Genomic DNA, 18489 nt, shown 5'->3' with positions numbered 1-18489 from the left:
ATCGAAAATCAGCGGGAGGCGGCCTCTCTTCGGCCGCGGAAACGCATTTGGGAGCACCATTTTTATGAGGACAAAAGAGCAGAATGCTCCGCAGGATCTCCAGGAGCACCTCGCCCGGCTTGAGGCGAATGGATTGTTGACCAAAATCCAGGTGCCGATCGACAAGGATGCGGAGCTTCATCCGCTTGCGCGCTGGCAATTCCAGGGGGGCCTGCCCGACGATCAGCGCCGCGGTTTTCTGTTTACCGATGTTCACGGAGCAAAAGGCGAAAAATACGACATCCCCGTGGCTGTCGGCGTGCTTGCGGCTTCGCCCGCGATCTATGCAGCCGGCCTCGGCGTCGAGGAGGATGAGATTGGCGATGTATGGGTTCGCGCCATGGAGAACCCGATCGATCCGGTGATGGTCGATGAGGCGCCATGCCAAGAAGTCGTCATCACCGGCGATGCATTGAAGGCTGAAGGCGGTGGTCTTGGCAGCTTGCCTGTTCCGGTTTCCACGCCGGGCTTCGACAGTGCCCCTTATTTCACTGCAACGCTCTGCGTAACCCGCGATCCGGAGAACGGCATTCGCAACATGGGAACCTACCGCGCCGCACTTAAGGCTGAAGATCGCCTTGGCGTACGCATGGCAAGCCGCCTCAGCGGCGCCGGCGGATACCAGCATTGGCTCAAATATCAGAAGCGCGGTGAGCCGATGCCCTGCGCGATCGTGATCGGTTGCGCCCCGGCGGTGCTTTTCACCGGCCCACAGAAATTGCCGATCGATCAGGACGAACTTGGCGTCGCAGGCGGACTGACCGGCAAGCCCATCAGGATCGTCAAATGCAAAACGATTGACCTCGAAGTGCCGGCCGACGCCGAGATTGTCATCGAAGGACTGGTGGACACCGAACTTCTCGAGCCAGAAGGTCCGTTCGGCGAAAGCCATGGACACGTGGCCCTCGAAGACTTCAACATGTCGATGCGCGTGACGGCAATCACCCGCAAGCGCAAGCCGGTACTTGTATCGATCGTCAGCCAGGTCACCCCGAGCGAGTCGAGCGTGCTCAAGCGCGTCGCCTACGAGCCACTTTTCTACAATCACCTGAAGAAGGTCCTGAACGTCAAGGGAATCAAGCGCGTCGTCATGCACGAACCGCTGACCAATATCCGGAAGGTCATCTTCCTGGAATTCGACCGCTCGGCTCCGCAATCGGAAATCTGGCGTGGCCTCCAGGGTGCCGCGAACCTGCAGGCTCAGTGCGGAAAGATCGTCATCGCAGTTTCTGATGACATCGATGCGCGCAATGCCGACGCCGTATTCTGGTCACTCGCTTATCGCGCCAACATGATCGATGATGTGCATGTCAGTCCCTATCGTTCGGGCGGGCATGGTCCAAAATCGGGCTCGAAACGCGCCGAAGGCACCCTCTTGATCGACGCGACGCTCAAGGCGCCGATGCCGCCGCTTGCCCTGCCGGCAGAGCCCTACATGACACGTGCGCGAAAGATCTGGGAAGATCTGCAGCTCCCGCGTCTTTCGCCGCAGCCGCCATGGCATGGCTATTCGCTTGGCGACTGGAGCGATCTCTGGACCGGGTTTGCTGATTCGGCAGTCACGGGGGACTGGCGGGCGACCGGCGAGAATACGTTTTCACGCCGCCGGCCCGGCATCAAACCGGAAACTCCCGTTCGCGACATAGAGAAAAAGGACTGAGCTGCCACCGCGCAAATATACCCCCGACGCCGGCACGATTCCGGCGCCGGGAGGCATCCACGGGCTCCCTTGACGAAGACTCGCTAATGCGCGCAATAAAGATCTTTGAACAATGTCTGTCTGTGTGACAGTCATGTAATGTGGCACTATGAAGAGGCCTTAGCGGGGAAATCATGAATAATCGGGAAATCGAGCTTTTTGCACCCCTCAAGCAGGAGTCCGCACCCCTGCGTAACAAGATCATCCAGTCTTTGCGGCGGGCGATCGAAACCGGCCATCTGGAGCCCGGTGCCCGTCTGGTCGAGAAAGATCTTTGCCAGCAACTGAATGTCAGCCGCACGTCTCTTCGCGAAGCGCTGCGCCAGCTGCAAGCCGAAGGAATATTGACCGAACTCAACAATCGCGGGCTCGCGGTCGTCACGGTTACGGCCGAGGATGCCGGAAATATCTACCGCATCCGCGGCGTATTGGAGCCTTTGATCATCGAGCAATTCATAGAAAACGCACCTGACGCCGAAGTGGCGGCCCTCACACGCCACAGCAAGCGGCTGAAGGAGGCTTACAAGACTGGAACCGCCGAAGAGATCGTTGCCGCGAAGCGCGACTTCTACGATCTCATATGCTCCGGGGCTCGCAATCCGATCGCTTTCGACCTGCTGAAAAAGCTGACTCTTCTAACGTCCCCACTTCGCCGCCAGTCCGTCGTGCGGCCGGAGCGGCGGCTTCAGAGTATCAAGGAAATCGAGCAGATCGTCGACGCGATCGGCAAGCGTGATAAGCAGGCTGCCCATGTGGCCGCCGAAACCCATGTCGCGAATTCGGCGCGCTCGGCTCTCCACCGGAATGAACCTACAGAACTCATCCAAGCTTAAAGAAAGTTCCAGATCGCATGCGACGCCTCATCATAGCAATAACCGGAGCCTCTGGCATCATCTATGGCGTGCGCGCCCTGCAGCTTCTGAAGGACGTTGCCGATGTGGAGACGCATGCGATTATCTCACCGTCCGCTTTACGGACGGCTGCCGATGAAATCGACATGCCGGCGGAGGAAATCCGGGGCCTCGCGGACAAGCTCTATAACTACCGGGACATCGGCGCCGCCGTGTCCTCGGGTTCCTTCCGCACTGCAGGCATGCTTGTGGCGCCCTGCTCCATCAAGACGCTCAGCGGAATTGCCAACTGCTATAACGACGAGCTGATCGTGCGGGCTGCCGACGTCTGCCTCAAGGAGCGCCGCCGTGTCGTGCTGCTGTTGCGGGAGACGCCGCTGCATGCCGGCCATATTGCATTGATGGACCAGGCGACGCGCAACGGTGCGATCATCATGCCGCCTGTTCCCGCTTTCTACAGCAAACCGCAGACGATCGATGACATCGTGACCCAGACAGTCGGTCGCGCACTCGATCTATTCGATATCCACCTTCCCCTCGTCAAACGGTGGAAGGAAGAAACGGACGTTTCCAACTAGGGACCGACAGCTGCGGCAATCCTCCAGACTCGGGCCGATGCCCGCTCGCCGATAACTCCATCGCCATGGTGAGCCACAATGGCGATCATGTTGGCCGCCGCGGTCCCTCCGCCGGTTGCGGCCAAATGGCGCCCCTGGCTCTCCAAGAGCGCAAGTTCGATACGTTCGGCTGAGAGCTCCGCGCTCTTGATCGCATTGCGCAGCGCATCGGTCGTCTCGTTAGGAGCCGGCGACGGCCCTTCCTTCAACCGCTTCCTAATGACGCGCAGCGACGAGACGATCTCTCTTTGCCATCCGCCGATGGCCCCGATGATTTCGGCGATATCCGATGCCGAAAGCGCGATCCCTCGATCTCCGAGCCACGCAGCATAGAGAAGCAGCGGCACGTCGACGCCATCTTCATCCTGCAGCGCAAGACAAGCTTCAGCGACGCCCGGCCTGCCATAGAGGCTGACGGCAAAATCCCACAAAGCCTGCTCGCGCGCCGTATTCATCCGAAAGATCTCCCAATGAAAATCGCCGGAGGCAGAACCCCCGGCGACAAGATGAGCCTTGAAAGCCGAATATCAGGGAGCGTCCTGCCCGGCAATTTCACTTTGCCAGGGTGCAACGTATCGCTCGAGCAAGCCTACCAGCTCCGACAGCACGACCGCAATCACCATGATCAGAACGATCGGCACGAACATCTCAGCCGTCCGGAAGCCGTTGGCCGAGGTGATGATGATGCCGCCAAGACCGGAGATGGCCGTCTGGAATTCGGCGATCACGATACCGATCACCGCCTTGCCGATCCCGAGCCGCAGGCCCGCCATGATATAAGGGATCGTTGCCGGCAGAATGATGCCTCGCATGATCTGCGCCTGAGGAGCACAGAAGGCCGTCCCGACCTCGATCAGCGTCTTTGGCACGGCTTTCACACCAAACCAGGTATTCAAGCAGATAGGGAAGAAGGAAAGCAGAAAGACGATAACGGCCTTGACCATGAAGCCAAGACCGAACCAGAGGATCATCAGCGGCACGAGAGCAATCAGCGGCGTCGCATAGCCAGCGGTCACGTAGATGCCGAAGCCGGCTTCCAGAACGCGATACCGGCCAAGCAGCAATCCGACAGGAATACCGATCACGGCGGCCGCGAGGTAGCCTGCGACGAACGGCTTGCTGCTATCGAAGAGTGCGGTAAGAAGCCGGCCGTCGGCGGTCATCTCCTTCGCGGCAACCAGGATAGCGCTCGGATAGGTGCCAAGAAGCGGGTTTGCGCTGCGGCCGAAGTATTCCCAAATAGCCAAGGCGATAATCACGGAAATCGTCGTGATCATCCAGTTCGGCATCGTCCAACGGCTGCTTACGCCTTCGGCCTGTTTCGAGGAAAACACCCTGTCCGTCTGCGTGGTTGTAGACATGATCTTACTCCTCAAGCTGCCTTGCGTTCGTGATCGTGGAGTGCTTCCCAGATCATCGTGCGCTTCTTCGAATATTCTGCTGATGTGCGTACGGCGCGCATGTCCTGACGGTCGCGGCCGATCTCGATCGGGACGATCTCGCCGATCGTTCCCTTCTGCATCACGATGACGCGGTCCGCCAGCATGACGGCCTCATCGAGATCATGCGTGACGATGATAATCGTCTTTCCGGTTTTGCCGTGGATCGACAAAAGCTCTCCATGCAGCGTCTCGCGCGTCTGGGAGTCCAGCGCGCCGAACGGCTCGTCCATGAGCAGGACCTCCGGGTCGATGGCAAGCGCGCGGGCAATACCGGCGCGCTGTTTCATACCACCGGAGAGTTGGTGCGGCCTGAGCTTTGCCGCGTGATTGAGACCAACAAGGTCGAGATAGTGGCTGGATTTCTTCGAGAGTTCCGGCTCCTTGACGCCTTTCATCTCGAGACCGTAACCGACATTGCTGAGCGTGTTCCTCCAAGGAAGGAGCTCTGCATGCTGAAAGACCATACCTCGATCATGACCACAGCCCGCTACCGGGCGCCCGGCCACGCGAACCTGACCGGCCGTGGATGTCTCGAGGCCCATGATGATGCGCAGACAGGTCGTCTTGCCGCAACCGCTGGGGCCAATCAGTGCAATCACCTCGCCTTTCTCGACATCGAACGAAACACCATCCAACGCGCGCGCGAACTGGACACCCGATCGTGTGCCAAAAGACTTGACGATATTCTGCACCTCAAGATGAGCCATGCAGAGTCCTCCTCGAATTGAACAAGCTTATTTCTTCTGAACTGCCGCCAAGGCTTCCTGGCGAACACTTTCGTCAACGAATTTGCTGACATCGGCCTTCTGCTTCAGCGCACCAAGGCGAACCATCTGGTCGTCGGTCCACTGCAGATTTTCCATGGGAATCGCGAGATCGGTGGCGACGGCCTTATACTTGATGGCCTCATCATAGATGAACTCGGCCGTCTTGTCGTCGTCCGGCAGGTGCGCGACCTTGCGCGCCAGGGCGATCATGGCGTCCTTGTTGTTGACGGCATAGGTCAGGCCCTCCATTTCGGCGGCCAGGAAGTTCACCATGTCGGCACGGCGCTCGGCGATCTTGGCGCCCGTCGTCATGATGCAGACCTTGACGAATTTCGGCGTCACTTCCGCACCGGCAAGGAGCGGCTTTACCTTGAGTGTATCGGCGCTGACGGCGAACTCGCTCGAGCTTGCGGCAGCGGCAACGACGCCGGAGCTGATGGCGCGCACGCGATCGGCGCTGCCTCCAGCATTGGCGTAGGTCACGTCGGTAACGCCGGCCGCTTCCAGAGCGAGCTGACCGAAGAGCGCAGGCAGGGAACCCGGTGCCGAAACGCCGATCGACTTGCCCTTGAGGTCGGCCGCCGAATTGACATCCTGCGCGGCGAAGACCGTGTAGGTCATTCCCGGCCAGTTGCAGCCGATGATCTTGATGTCGGCATTCTGATGCATGGCCGCGAAAGCAACGACCGGGCTTGCTTCGAAGCTGTCGAGCTCGCCTGCAATCAGCGCCTTCAGCGCCGTCGGACCGCCGGTGAATTCCACCATGTCGATGTTGAGATTATGCTTCTGGCCGAAGCCACCTTCGGCTGCCTGGAACAGGAACCCGGAATCGCCCTTTGCTTCGACGATACCGTGCTTCCAGGCCTCCTGAGCTTGCGCCGGCGTCATGGTAAACACTGCCGCCAAGCTTCCTGCGATCGCCCACAAGCGGCTACGCACTGTCATTTTCGAAACCATCATTGACCTCCTCCCGAAAGGTATTGATTGAGTTTACCCCTGCAGGGGCGAGACCACATATGCAAGACTGTCGAATGTAATCTTGTCATAGTGTATGTTTGCCATACAATCATAACTGTGCCATAAGTCAAGTCGTTAAGCGGCCTGCATCGGACGGCGCTGTATTTGCTGATTATTTGGGAGCGAGTTTATGACTGAGAGAATCTGGAATAAGTTCTTGACCGAGCGGGATAAACGCGTGTTTGAGCTCGCAGGGTACGGCGCCAGGCAGGGCTTTGGAAAACGTCCGGCATTGCTGGTGATCGACGTGAATTATGCATTCTGCGGCGATCGCCGGGAGCCTGTCCTGGAGTCGATCAAGAAATGGCGGCAGTCCGGTGGCGAGGCCGCTTGGGATGCCCTGCCGATCATCCGCAGGCTCATCGATACCGCGCACGAGCGCGAGATGCCCGTCATCTATACGACCGGCGTCCGGCGTGACGACAACTGGGATGCGGGAGCCTGGGCGTGGAAAAACTCCCGTAGCGGAGAAAAGCCCACAGGTACGAACCAGGACGGAAACGAGATCATGCCGCAGATTGCCCCGAGCGCGCAGGACATCGTCATCTACAAGCAGAAGCCAAGCGGCTTCCACGGCACCAACCTTGCTGGCTATCTGACGCAGCTCGGTTGCGACAGCGTCATCATCACCGGCACCGCCACGAGCGGTTGCGTGCGCGCGACGGTCGTCGATGCCTTCAGCCACAATTATCGCGTCACGATGGTCGAGGACGCCTGTTTCGAACGATCCGAAGCAAGCCATGCGATAGCGCTCTGCGACCTCAATGCCAAGTATGCCGACGTCATAGAAAGCCCGGAGGTTCTTGCCTTCATGGAAAGCCTGCCGCGCGGAATGTTCAACCTTCCCAAGGGGTCGGCGCAGAAGTCCGTCGGCTGACCATCAAAACCGCCGCTGCCGGCGACCCGGCCGGCAGCGGCATCGACGTGCTACGACGATAAAGGAAAACCCCACGTGGAAACCCGCAAAACAGAATCCGATTTCGCAACAGCCCGGGACGGCACCCGCCTCTCCTACCGCCTGGTCCCTGGCGACGGCGCCGCCCGGTTTGTCCTTGTGCACTCGCTTGCCATGGACAAAAGCTTCTGGAACAGCACCGTCGAAGCGCTGAAGGGCGCGGGCGACGTACTGATCTTCGATTGCCGGGGGCATGGCCAGTCCGGCAAGCCGCAAGGCCCTTATCGCGTCGAGCAATTTGCCGACGATATCGCCGACTTGATGGACCATATCGGCTGGCCCGCCGCGATCGTGGCCGGAGCTTCGATGGGCGGTTGCGTCTCGCTGGCTTTCGCAAGCCATCACCCTGAGCGGACGCAGGGTCTCGGACTTTTCGACACGACGGCCTGGTACGGAGAAAATGCACCGGCCGCCTGGGCCGAGCGCGCCGCAAAGGCAAAGAACGAGGGCCTCTCGGCGCTGGTGGGCTTCCAGAAGACGCGCTGGTTCGGCGACGCATTCCGGGAAGCGAACCCCGCTATCCTCGACCAGGCTGTCGGCATCTTCCTCGCCAACGAACTGCCGGCCTATGCGGCAACCTGTGAAATGCTCGGCGCCGCAGATCTGCGCGCGTTTCTGCATAAATTCGCCTTCCCCTGCGAGATCCGCGTCGGCTCCGAAGACTACGCCACGCCGCCTGAGATGGCGCAATATCTGGCGGATAACATCAAGGGTTCACATCTGGAGGTGATGGAAGGGGTGCGGCACTTCTCGCCGCTCGAAGTTCCCTCTGAGATTGCCGCTGCGCTGCTGAAGCTCCGCGCGGCTGCATGACAATGCGCGACAGGCGGCCGGAGCAACCGGCCGCTCGGTCAAATCCCCGGCTCAACGCCGGAAGCAGGAGTTCCGTAGATGAAAGACCCTCATGGTGAATGGGAAGCTTTCGAGGACTACGTTCTCGATTTCGCGATCGAGACGCTGAAGCGCGGCGAGAAGCCGGCTCTCGTCACGCTGGTCAAGATCGAGGGATCGTCACCGCGTTTTCCAGGCGCTCAGATGGCGATATCCGAAACAGGAAACTGGGTCGGATATCTTTCCGGCGGCTGTATCGAGAGAGCTGTCGTCGCCGAGGCGCTCGAAGCCATTGCCGCCGGGGAGAGCCGGATGGTACGTTACGGCCGCGGCTCCAAGTATTTCGATATCCAGCTTCCCTGCGGCAGTGCGATCGAGCTTTTCTTCGACGTCAATGCCGATCTGAATACCCTTGACGAGATCGACCAGCGCCTGAAACATCGACAGGTCGCCGAATTGGTGATCGACGAAGGGAACTGCTTCGGAGCTCATATGCTTCGCGTTTACCGGCCGCGCAAACGGCTGGTTATTGCGGGCGTCGGACCGGCGACGGTTCAACTCGCCCGGATGGCACAGATCGCCGGTTTCGAAGTGCTTGCCTGGTCCTATGACGAGCCGACGCTTCAGCGCCTGTCTTCGTTCAATGTAGCGACGACGCACCTGACAAGCCCCAACCGCACGCCGCCATTCGAAGCCGACGCGCGCACGGCAATCGTCTTTATGTTCCACGACCACGATTGGGATCTGGCGCTGCTCCCGTCGGCATTGGCGACGGATGCCTTCTACATCGGAGCAATGGGAAGCCGACCGACCCACCGCCTGCGTCTGCAGCGGCTTGAGGAACAGGGGTTCGATCGCACAAGCCTGAACCGTATCAACGGCCCGGCAGGCCTATTTGCCGGCAGCAAGAGCGCCGGCGACATCGCGCTTTCGATCCTCGCCGAACTCGTTCACGTCGATCAAACACGGGTTAAGACACGCATCGCGGAAAACGACGGTGAGCCGTCGCAAACCTCCTTGGCCCACGTATTCGGCTCGGCATAAGCACCGCGAGCGCCGGCGCACTTTAGTCGTTCTTCCTTGGCGACAACGCAAAGCATTGGCAGGTCCGCGAGCTATAAAATAAACTCGGTACACCATATAATTTATCTTTGTCATGCAAGATGACCGGGAGCCAATCATGTGCCGAAACATACGACCCCTGTTCAATTTTGATCCACCGGCGACAGACCAGGAAATCAAGGACGCCGCGCTTCAGTTCGTGCGCAAGCTGAGCGGAACGACCAAACCGTCGAAACGGAATGAAGTGGCTTTCAGTCACGCGGTCAGTTCGATCGCGGCGGCCGCCCAGGAATTGCTCGATTCGCTGGAAACAGCGCAACCCCCACGCAACCGCGAGGAAGAAGCGGCAAAGGCGCGCGCTAGAATGGCGGTCAGGTTCAGCTGAGTCGACCGACCTAACCCTCCCATCGCAGGAAAACCGTCGCAAGCGGCGGGACCGTGAGAGAAATCGAGAATGCCTTGTCGTGCGTTGGCTGGCGTTCTGCCCATACCTCGATCTGCCCGAGATCGGCCCCTCCATAGACCGCGGCATCGGTATTAAGCATCACCTCCCAGCGCCCCTCCGCCGGCACGCCAACGCGATAACCGTTCCGTGGCACCGGCGTCAGATTGGACATGATCAGGACATGCGAGGAGCGGTCTTGCGCACTGCGAAGCATACCGTAGATGGAATTTTCCGCATCATCCGCCACCGCCCATTCGAACCCGGCGGGATTCAGGTCTCCGAACTGTAGTGCCGGCTCTCGTTTGTAGAGAGTGTTCAGGTCGCGGATCAGGCGCTGCAGGCCTGCATGGCCGGGCTGGTCGAGCAGGTCCCAATGAATGGAGCCGTCATGGCTCCATTCGGCATCCTGAGCAATCTCACCGCCCATGAAGAGCAGTTTCTTGCCGGGATGCCCCCACATGAAGCCGTAATAGGCGCGCAGGTTGGCGAGCTTCTGCCAGTGGTCGCCTGGCATCTTGCCGAAAAGCGAGCCTTTGCCGTGCACCACCTCGTCATGGGAGAGCGGCAGAATGAAGCGTTCTGAATAGGCGTAGATCATCCCGAAGGTCATCGCCGAGTGGTGGTATTTGCGGTAGACGGGGTCGTCCTGGATGTAGTGCAGCGTGTCGTGCATCCATCCCATGTTCCACTTGAAGTCGAAACCGAGGCCGCCCTCGTCGAGCCGCTTCGAGACGCCGGGCCAGGCGGTGGACTCTTCCGCCACTGTAAAGGCATGCGGGCAGCGGTGATGGATGATGCTGTTGAGGTGCTTCAGGAATTCGACGGCCTCGAGGTTCTCGCGGCCGCCGTACTGGTTGGGGATCCATTCGCCCTCGTTGCGGCTGTAGTCGCGGTAGAGCATCGAGGCGACCGCGTCCACGCGTATCCCATCCACATGGAAATGCTCCAGCCATTCCAATGCGCTGGCAATCAGGAAGCCTTTAACCTCGTTGCGGCCGAGATTGTAAATCAGCGTGTTCCAGTCCTTGTGAAATCCCTCCCGCGGGTCTTCGTGCTCATAAAGTGCGGTCCCGTCGAAGCGGGCGAGCCCCCAGACATCGGTGGGGAAATGGGCCGGCACCCAATCGAGGATGACGCCGATGCCGGCGGCATGGCAGCGATCCACGAAATAGGCGAAATCCTCTGGCGTGCCGTGGCGACCGGTCGGCGCGAAGAGGCCAAGCGGCTGATAGCCCCAGGAGCCACCGAACGGATGTTCCATGATCGGCAGGAGTTCGATGTGCGTGAAGCCGAGATCTCGGGCATACGGAACCAGCCTTTGGCTGAGTTCGACCCAATCGAGCGGCCGGTTTTCCTCCTCGGTGATCCTGAGCCAGGACCCGAGATGCACTTCGTAGATCGAGATAGCGCCTTCGAGCGCTCGGTCCGCTCGGTGCGCGCGCATCCAATCCTCATCGCTCCAGCGGAAGGGCTTCGAGGAGGCGACGATCGAGCCCGTCGAGGGTGCGGCTTCGCTGGCACGGGCAACCGGATCGGCCTTCTGCGGCAGGAGATTGCCGTGAGCGTCGACCAGCTCGAACTTGTAGCGCTCGCCATGCGTGAGGCGGGGAATGAAAAGCTCCCACACGCCCGCCTGCGGCCTGAGCCGCATCGGATGCCGCCGCCCATCCCAGGAATTGAAGTCGCCGATAACGGACACGCGCCGCGCATTCGGGGCCCATACGGAAAAGCGGACGCCTTGAATGCCATCGACCTCCGTCGGAATGGCACCGAGCGTGCGGCCGAGGTCGTAATGGGTACCTTGAGCGATGAGATGTAGATCAAGGTCGCCGAGCAGCAGGCCGAAAGCGTAAGGGTCCTCCGTCTCCTGTACGGCATCGGGCCAGTTGATGCGAAAGAGGTACTTGGTCGGGCTGCCGATCGCGCCGGCAAAGAGCCCGCCCGGATGAATCGTCTCCAGCCGCGTCAGCACGCGGTTGGTGCCGACCTCCACCACGTCCACGGAGATCGCTCCAGGCAGCAGCGCTCTTATGACGGTAAGGTCGCCATATTGATGAAGTCCGAGAATTGAGAATGGATCGCCCTGGCGGCCTTCGATGAGATCTTGAAGAGCCTCCTGGGCGGTGCCGATCATCAGGTCTGCGCGCTCGTGTCTCATGCGACGTTCTCCAGGAGTCTCGATGCGATGGCCGACAAGCCCGCAACTGGCAGGGCTAGCCAATTGGGACGGTTATGGGCCTCATAAGCGATCTCGTAAGCCGCCTTTTCCAGCAGGAACAGGTCGAGGATGCGACCGCGCGATTCCGCCGGGATGCTGAGTTCTCTTGCGCTGTCGATTGCGTCGAAATAGGCCTGAAGAAATGCAGGTCCCGCCATTTCGATGAAGCGGGCCACGAGCGCCGTATTCCTCTCATTGTCCACTTGGGTTACCAAGTCCCGGTCAACATCCGCCGACGCTGCCAGATAACTGAGCGATCTCAGTAGTCCCGCGACATCCCGCAGCGGATTGCTCTTGGCGCGACGTTCGGCGAGATCTCGGGCAGGCTCGCCCTCGAAATCGATGATGTAGGCATCACCTTCCGAGACCAGGATCTGGCCAAGATGGAAGTCGCCGTGATTGCGGGTCATGAAAGTGCCAGCCGCAGCCTTGGCAAGGTAGCCGGCCGCCTTCAAAAGGTCCTCGCGTCCGTCGATGAGCTGCCCGATCTGTTGAGCGACGGCCGGAGCGAGGCTGTCGCGGGTCTCCTCCAGAATGCCGAGGCTGGCCTTGACCTGCTCTTTGACGGCGTTTGCCAGCGCTAGGGCATCCGCATTGGACATCCTGATGGGTTTGAAATTCTCGTCCTCGGTCGGCTGCGCCAGCGCCACATGCAATTCGCCGAGCCGTTTGCCGGCCGTCGCGGCAAAATCGACGAGTGGCTTGAAGTGCTCGTCCGCTGCCTCCTCGTCGATCCCGGTTACCAGCACCTCATCGATCGAGCGACGGAGATTGCCGAGCATCCAGTCCCAGGCATCGCCCTGGTTACGGATCGCACCCTGCACGATCATGCAGGTGTAGCGACTGCCATCCGGCGCAATGCGCGCGACTTCGCCCAGCAGCTGCGCCGTATTCTTGTACCCGACCTTCGTGAGATGGCGGGTCATCTCCACTTCCGGATGGGTGCCCGGCAAGATGTGGCGGATGAGCTTGACCATCGCCATGTCGCCGATGATCAGGGAGCTGTTGGATTGCTCTGCCGAGAGCCACCGCACCGGCATGTCCTCGTTGACGTTCATACCGTCGAGCTGATCCGTCCCGAGAAATTCTAGCCTGCCGGCGCGGCCGGAGATGACTGCACGTTCGCTGAGCCCGCGGACGACGCCGCGCGCCAGGCCCTCCAGTGCAAAGCCGTCGGTCAGAAATCCCACCCGGCGGCTTTGGCGGAGGCGGGCAAGAGCAAGCTGTTGCACGAGGGCGGTCGGCTGGGTGTCGTCCCACGAGACGGCAAGGGGCAGCAAATAAGTGTCCGTGCGCCCGTCGAGCTCGACCTCCAGTTCTCCCAACAGGAGGTTGCCGGCAAAGGGAAGTGGGGTCGCGGCAACGAGGGATGCACGCCTCAACGCCTGGCCCTTGCTGCCGAACCAGCGCCGCTTGGCGAGATAGCCCGGCAGAACCTCGCTCGACAGCGTCCGGGAAAGCCGTGGCTCGTCGACCAGTTCCTGCAGATTGCGACGCATCACTACGGTCACCATGTCCTGCAACTGCTCGGGAGGCTCGGTGCGCCAGGCAGGGCCGTCCGCCTCCTGAGCGAGCTGGAACCAGAAGAATCCGTATGGGGGCAGTGTGAGCAGGTAGGTGAGCTGACCGATCGGCGGGAACGGAGACATGCCCGTCAGCTCGATCGGTACGCGGCCTTCGAACTGTGCGAGATCGAGTTCGACGGCCTGCGGCAGGCGGGAGAGGTTGGCGACGCAAAGGATCGTCTCATTATCGTATTCACGCAAGTACGCGAGGATCTTGCGGTTGCCCGGTGTGAGGAACCTCAAGGGGCCTCGCCCGAAAGCCATGTGCCTGTTGCGCAGGGCCAGCATGCGGCGGGTCCAGTTCAGCAGCGAGTGCGCGTCCGCTGCTTGCGCCTCGACGTTCACGGCCTCGTAGCCATAAAGAGCGTCCATGATCGGCGGCAGCACCAGCCGGGCCGGGTCGGCTCTGGAAAAGCCGGCGTTGCGGTCCGGAGACCACTGCATCGGCGTGCGGACGCCATCGCGGTCACCCAAATAGATATTGTCGCCCATTCCGATCTCGTCGCCATAGTAGATCACCGGGGTACCCGGCATCGAGAGCAACAGGGCGTTCATCAGCTCGACGCGGCGGCGGTCGCGCTCCATCAGCGGCGCAAGACGGCGCCGAATGCCGAGATTGATGCGGGCGCGGCGGTCGGCGGCATAAATGTTCCAGAGGTAGTCGCGCTCTTCGTCGGTCACCATTTCAAGCGTCAGCTCGTCGTGATTGCGAAGAAAGATTGCCCACTGGCAGTTTTCCGGGATTTCCGGCGTCTGCCGCATGATGTCGGTGATGGGAAAGCGGTCTTCCTTGGCGATCGCCATATACATCCGCGGCATCAGCGGGAAGTGGAATGCCATATGGCACTCGTCGCCGTCGCCAAAGTACTCGCGCGTGTCCTCCGGCCACTGATTAGCCTCGGCGAGGAGCATCTTGCCCGGATGCGTGGCATCGAGAGCCGACCGGATCTTCTTCAGGATCTCATGTGTCTCCGGCAGATTCTCGTTGATCGTGCCTTCTCTCTCGACCAGATAGGGAATCGCGTCGAGCCGGAAGCCGTCGATGCCGGTTTCCAGCCACAACCGCATCACGCCCAAGAGTTCCTCCAAGACCAGCGGATTATCAAAATTGAGGTCCGGTTGGTGGGAATAGAAGCGGTGCCAATAGTAGGCGCCCGCCACGGCATCCCAGGTCCAGTTGGACTTTTCAGTATCGAGAAAGATGATGCGGGTTTCCGGGAATTTCTGATCCGTATCCGACCAGACATAGAATTCGCGCTCCGGCGAGCCGGGCGGTGCTAAGCGAGCCCTCTGGAACCACGGATGCTGGTCGGACGTGTGATTGATGACGAGCTCGATGACCACCCGCAGGCCGCGTTGGTGCGCAGCTTCGACAAAGGCCGTGAACTCCTCCATCGTGCCGTAGTCCGGGCTGACGCTGGTATAGTCGGCGATATCATATCCGTCGTCCCGACGCGGCGAAGGGAAGAAGGGCAACACCCAGATCGTATTGGCGCCGAGCGCGGCGATGTGGTCGAGCTTTTCGTGCAAGCCCTTGAAGTCTCCAATGCCGTCCCCATTGGCATCGAAGAAGGATTTGATGTGAAGTTGGTAGATGACCGCGTCCTTGTACCACAGGGGATCGGGCTCTTGCGCGGATGTCTGAGCCAGCGCGCCGGGACTTAGGGTCATCGTATCCATTGTCGTTCTCCTCCCTTATCTCACGCGCCAGATCGCAAAGGGCAGGCCCGCATGCGGATCGAGCCGAATGCGCTGGATCTTGCCATTCAACGTGAATTTCCGGCCGGTGATCAGGTCCTCGAGGTCAAGCGCGCCGTGGTCTGGGAGATTCCATGACCAGAGCGGGATTTCCACGTCCGCTTCCTGCGCATTGTACGGATCGAGGTTGACGGCGATCAGCAGAGCGTTCTCACGGCTCGTGGTTGCCCTCTCATAGAACATGATGTTGTCGTTCCAAGCTGTGAGAAGCTGGAGGCCGAGGTGCGAATGCAGCGCCGGGTTCTCCCTTCGGATCCGGTTGAGCATGGCAATCTCCGATTTGATGTTGCCCGGCCGCTCGTAGTCCCAGGCGCGAATCTCGTATTTTTCCGAGTCGGCATATTCCTTGCGCTTGGCGTCGGGCCGGCCCTCGCAAAGCTCGAAGCCGTTGTAGACGCCCCAAAGTCCCGACAGCGTCGCGGCAAGCGCAGCACGGATCAGATAGGCCGGTCGCGGCGCGTTCTGCAGGAAATCGGGGTTGATGTCGTGCGTGTTGACGAAAAAGTGGGGCCGGAAGAATTCTTTCGGTTCCTCCGTGGTGATCTCGCGCATGTACTGCTCGAGCTCCCACTTCGCGTTGCGCCATGTGAAATAGGTGTAGGACTGTGAAAAGCCGATCTTGGCGAGGCGGTACATCACTTTCGGCTTCGTGAAGGCCTCCGACAGGAAAACGACCTCCGGATGCCGCGTGCGGATATCGGCGATCAGCCATTCCCAGAAGGGAAAGGGTTTGGTGTGCGGATTGTCGACGCGGAAGAGTTTTACGCCGTTGTCGACCCATTTCTGCACGACATCGCGCAGCTCGGTCCATAACGAAGGAACTGCGTTGCTGGCATAGAAATCGACGTTGACGATATCCTCGTATTTCTTCGGCGGGTTTTCCGCATAGCGGATCGTGCCATCCGGCCGCCAGTCGAACCAGCCCGGATGCTGTTTCAGCCACGGATGGTCGGGCGAGCATTGGATCGCCAGGTCGAGCGCTATCTCCAAACCGGCTTCCGCGGTCGCATCCACCAGGCGCCGGAAGTCTTCGAACGTGCCGAGCTCGGGATGGATCGCCTCGTGGCCACCTGCTTCGGAGCCGATCCCATAGGGGCTACCAGGATCTCCCGATGCAGCGTGGAGGCTGTTGTTCTTGCCCTTGCGGTTCGTCTTGCCGATCGGGTGGATGGGCGTGAAATAGAGCACGTCGAAGCCCATTACGCGGATCGCTGGCAGGCGCTCGATGACATCGTCAAAGGTGCCGTGGCGGTTGGGATCGCCGCTCTGGGAGCGTGGAAAAATCTCGTACCAGCTCGCAAATGCGGCGGCCGTGCGTTCCGCATCGAGCGGAATGGCCTGCGAGCGAACCCGATGGGGCCGACGGTCAGCCTCTGCCATCAGTTCGCCAGTCTCGGCGGCGAGCAGGATTTCGATCCGCTGGGAATCCTGCACTTCGGTCAGCTTGTCGAAAAGGCTCTGCAGCCGTTTTTTTACCCGACCGGACGAGTTGTCGAGCGCGTCGAGCACGTGGTTGATGCCCTCCTGGATTTCCAGGCGAAGATCGAGCCGTGCCTCGTGCTTCTTCGTGAATTCGTAGCGGAAGATGGCGAAGGGATTGCGCCAGCCTTCGACCATGAATTCATGGCGCCCCACGCGCTTCGGCGTGAATTCCGCGTGCCAGCGATCGTTTTCGATCAGTTGCATGCGGACCTCGTTCCACTTCGTCTCGTCGGCCGGTCGCCAAAGCAGAGCCGCCGACAGCGGGTCATGGCCATCACCGAAAATATCTGCCTCGACCTTCACCGTCTCGCCGACAATGCGTTTGACGACGAAACGCCCCTGATCGACCGAAGGCGTTATGTTCTCGATAGCCAGCCTCGCAGAGGCCGCGGCCTCGTCGACATTCGGCACCCGGACCGCATCAACGATCGGAATTGACGATGTTCCTTCGAATATCCGCAGCTCACCCGGCTTTAGTTTGAGCTCAGCGGTAAAGGCCTCATCCTCCGCGTCGAGAGCCTTTAGCGGCAGGAAGGCGGAGGCTGCTTCGCGGACGGCGTTAAACGGCGCTTGCGCCACGCGCCTGAGGTCGCGATTGAGGATGACGACGCGCGCCTTTTGCGACGTGCGGATGTCCTCCAGTTCGGTCTGCATCAGGGCGACCGTCGGCGTCTGACTGGCGAAGACCAACCTCAGCGGCTGCCGGGCGAAGCCGGCGGTGGTCTTGTTCGTTCCCCGGCTTACAGTACGGATGTCTCCTGAGAGATCGAACGAGCCGATGTCACGAAGTCCCGCCAAGCCGCTTCCGTCGCCATGCAGCGGGTCGAGCGGCGTTTCCACTCCGTATTCGAAGCCCATGGGGATCATCAACCCACTGGCAAACGTAGATGCAAGTTTCAGCGCCCGGACAGCCTTGCGCTGCAGAACTTCGCAACTGTCCGTGCCGTTGGTGGTGCGCCTGCCGAATGGCGCTTCCGGGAAGGTGATCTGATAGCCGATCTGCCGCTGGATCTGGTATTCGTCCATGATCCAGCGGTCCTCAAGGTTCCACCATGCAAACGAGGAGAAGCTGCCGTCGAAGCCAGTATCTGCAAGGGCTTTGCGGTCTTCGAAGGCACTGCCTGGCGTCCAGGCGAGAAAGGTCGTTTCCGGAGCCGACTGCCGGGTCGAGGCGATAAGCTCGCGCCACGCTTCCGGCGCCAGCCGTCCGATCCCCATGCAGCGGAAACCGGCGATGCCGAGGCCCGTAAGCCAAATCAAGCGGGTGCGCCAATCCTCGATGTGTTTGGCCTCACCCATGAAATCGATGCGCCGGCTGAGATTTTCCTGTGGTGCCACGCGCGGATCGGCAGTCATCGGTTCCGCCGTTTCATCATCGAGGGCAATCCGGTCGACGACTAGGTCGAGCATCAATCGGACGCCGTTCTCTCGAGCCGCCTGAACCAACGCCTTGAGACCGTCCCCAACGGATTCCCCTAGTCCCAGCTCAGGGTCAAGCCGGTCGAAATTCCTGGCGACGAAGACGCTGGCATTATGGCCGCGTTCGAAAAGGGGAGCCGTGAGCACAGTGTCCAGGCCAAGGTCCTTGGCATGCGCGAACACCTCTCTCCAGGCTTCCAGCCCCTTCAGCATCAAGGGATGCACGTAGTAAATCTGCGGTGGCAGTCGAGAGAGAGAAATTCGGGAAGCGAACTGGGGGCGCGTATCCATGATCAATGCCTCGCCACAGCGTTTTGCGTTG

General features: G+C 60.4%; 14 protein-coding genes. 7 read left to right on the top strand and 7 right to left on the bottom strand.

Annotated elements, in window-relative coordinates; all coding sequences use genetic code 11:
• The first annotated feature begins 64 nt into the window (after positions 1-64).
• The 3 genes from HGP14_RS11410 to HGP14_RS11400 all read left to right on the top strand — a co-directional run bounded on the left by HGP14_RS11410 (position 65) and on the right by HGP14_RS11400 (position 3167).
• Positions 65-1699: a UbiD family decarboxylase gene (locus HGP14_RS11410; RefSeq protein ID WP_168829950.1), complete on the top strand. Its 1635-nt coding sequence runs from the start codon at positions 65-67 to the stop codon at positions 1697-1699.
• Between the two features lie 173 nt (positions 1700-1872).
• Entirely contained in the window at positions 1873-2571 is a 699-nt protein-coding gene (locus HGP14_RS11405; protein ID WP_168829949.1) for a GntR family transcriptional regulator, read from the top strand.
• A gap of 17 nt (positions 2572-2588) precedes the next feature.
• Positions 2589-3167, top strand: coding sequence for a UbiX family flavin prenyltransferase (locus tag HGP14_RS11400; protein WP_168829948.1), 579 nt, complete (start codon positions 2589-2591; stop codon positions 3165-3167).
• On the opposite strand, the gene HGP14_RS11395 is transcribed toward HGP14_RS11400, so the two are convergent.
• From HGP14_RS11395 to HGP14_RS11380, 4 genes are all read right to left on the bottom strand, one after another.
• Complete coding sequence (locus HGP14_RS11395) at positions 3164-3661, bottom strand: TIGR02444 family protein (protein WP_168829947.1); 498 nt, start codon at positions 3659-3661, stop codon at positions 3164-3166. The genes HGP14_RS11400 and HGP14_RS11395 overlap by 4 nt on opposite strands.
• Before the next feature lie 72 nt (positions 3662-3733).
• A complete protein-coding gene (locus tag HGP14_RS11390) occupies positions 3734-4567 on the bottom strand; it encodes an ABC transporter permease (RefSeq protein WP_168829946.1) in 834 nt (277 codons plus the stop codon).
• An 11-nt stretch (positions 4568-4578) separates the two neighbouring features.
• On the bottom strand, positions 4579-5355 hold the full coding sequence (locus HGP14_RS11385) for an ABC transporter ATP-binding protein (RefSeq protein ID WP_168829945.1): 777 nt from the start codon (positions 5353-5355) through the stop codon (positions 4579-4581).
• A gap of 27 nt (positions 5356-5382) precedes the next feature.
• On the bottom strand, positions 5383-6375 hold the full coding sequence (locus HGP14_RS11380; RefSeq protein WP_168829944.1) for an ABC transporter substrate-binding protein: 993 nt from the start codon (positions 6373-6375) through the stop codon (positions 5383-5385).
• A 235-nt stretch (positions 6376-6610) separates the two neighbouring features.
• Here HGP14_RS11380 and HGP14_RS11375 point away from each other — a divergent pair, with 235 nt between their 5' ends.
• From HGP14_RS11375 to HGP14_RS11360, 4 genes are all read left to right on the top strand, one after another.
• Complete coding sequence (locus HGP14_RS11375) at positions 6611-7309, top strand: isochorismatase family cysteine hydrolase (RefSeq protein ID WP_312862125.1); 699 nt, start codon at positions 6611-6613, stop codon at positions 7307-7309.
• A gap of 75 nt (positions 7310-7384) precedes the next feature.
• Positions 7385-8200, top strand: a complete 816-nt coding sequence (locus HGP14_RS11370; RefSeq protein WP_168829942.1) for an alpha/beta fold hydrolase — start codon at positions 7385-7387, stop codon at positions 8198-8200.
• Between the two features lie 78 nt (positions 8201-8278).
• The gene (locus HGP14_RS11365) at positions 8279-9262 is read left to right on the top strand and encodes an XdhC family protein (RefSeq protein WP_168829941.1); all 984 of its coding nucleotides are present in this window, start codon (positions 8279-8281) and stop codon (positions 9260-9262) included.
• A 136-nt stretch (positions 9263-9398) separates the two neighbouring features.
• Positions 9399-9665, top strand: coding sequence for a DUF2277 domain-containing protein (locus tag HGP14_RS11360; RefSeq protein WP_168829940.1), 267 nt, complete (start codon positions 9399-9401; stop codon positions 9663-9665).
• A gap of 10 nt (positions 9666-9675) precedes the next feature.
• Here HGP14_RS11360 and glgB read toward each other — a convergent pair whose 3' ends face one another.
• From glgB to HGP14_RS11345, 3 genes are read right to left on the bottom strand one after another with little or no spacing between them, the layout of a single operon-like run.
• Positions 9676-11883 (bottom strand): 1,4-alpha-glucan branching protein GlgB, encoded by a 2208-nt coding sequence (gene glgB, locus HGP14_RS11355; RefSeq protein WP_168829939.1) that lies wholly within the window; start codon positions 11881-11883, stop codon positions 9676-9678.
• Positions 11880-15188, bottom strand: coding sequence for a maltose alpha-D-glucosyltransferase (gene treS / locus HGP14_RS11350; protein WP_168829938.1), 3309 nt, complete (start codon positions 15186-15188; stop codon positions 11880-11882). Before treS ends, glgB begins: the two co-directional genes overlap by 4 nt.
• Before the next feature lie 15 nt (positions 15189-15203).
• Entirely contained in the window at positions 15204-18458 is a 3255-nt protein-coding gene (locus HGP14_RS11345; RefSeq protein ID WP_168829937.1) for an alpha-1,4-glucan--maltose-1-phosphate maltosyltransferase, read from the bottom strand.
• Positions 18459-18489 lie beyond the last annotated feature (31 nt).

It is taken from the genome of Rhizobium sp. P32RR-XVIII (genome assembly GCF_012641395.1).
Lineage (GTDB): Bacteria > Pseudomonadota > Alphaproteobacteria > Rhizobiales > Rhizobiaceae > Rhizobium.
Note: the sequence above shows the minus strand (reverse complement) of the source record. Positions and strands in the feature narration are given on the sequence as shown.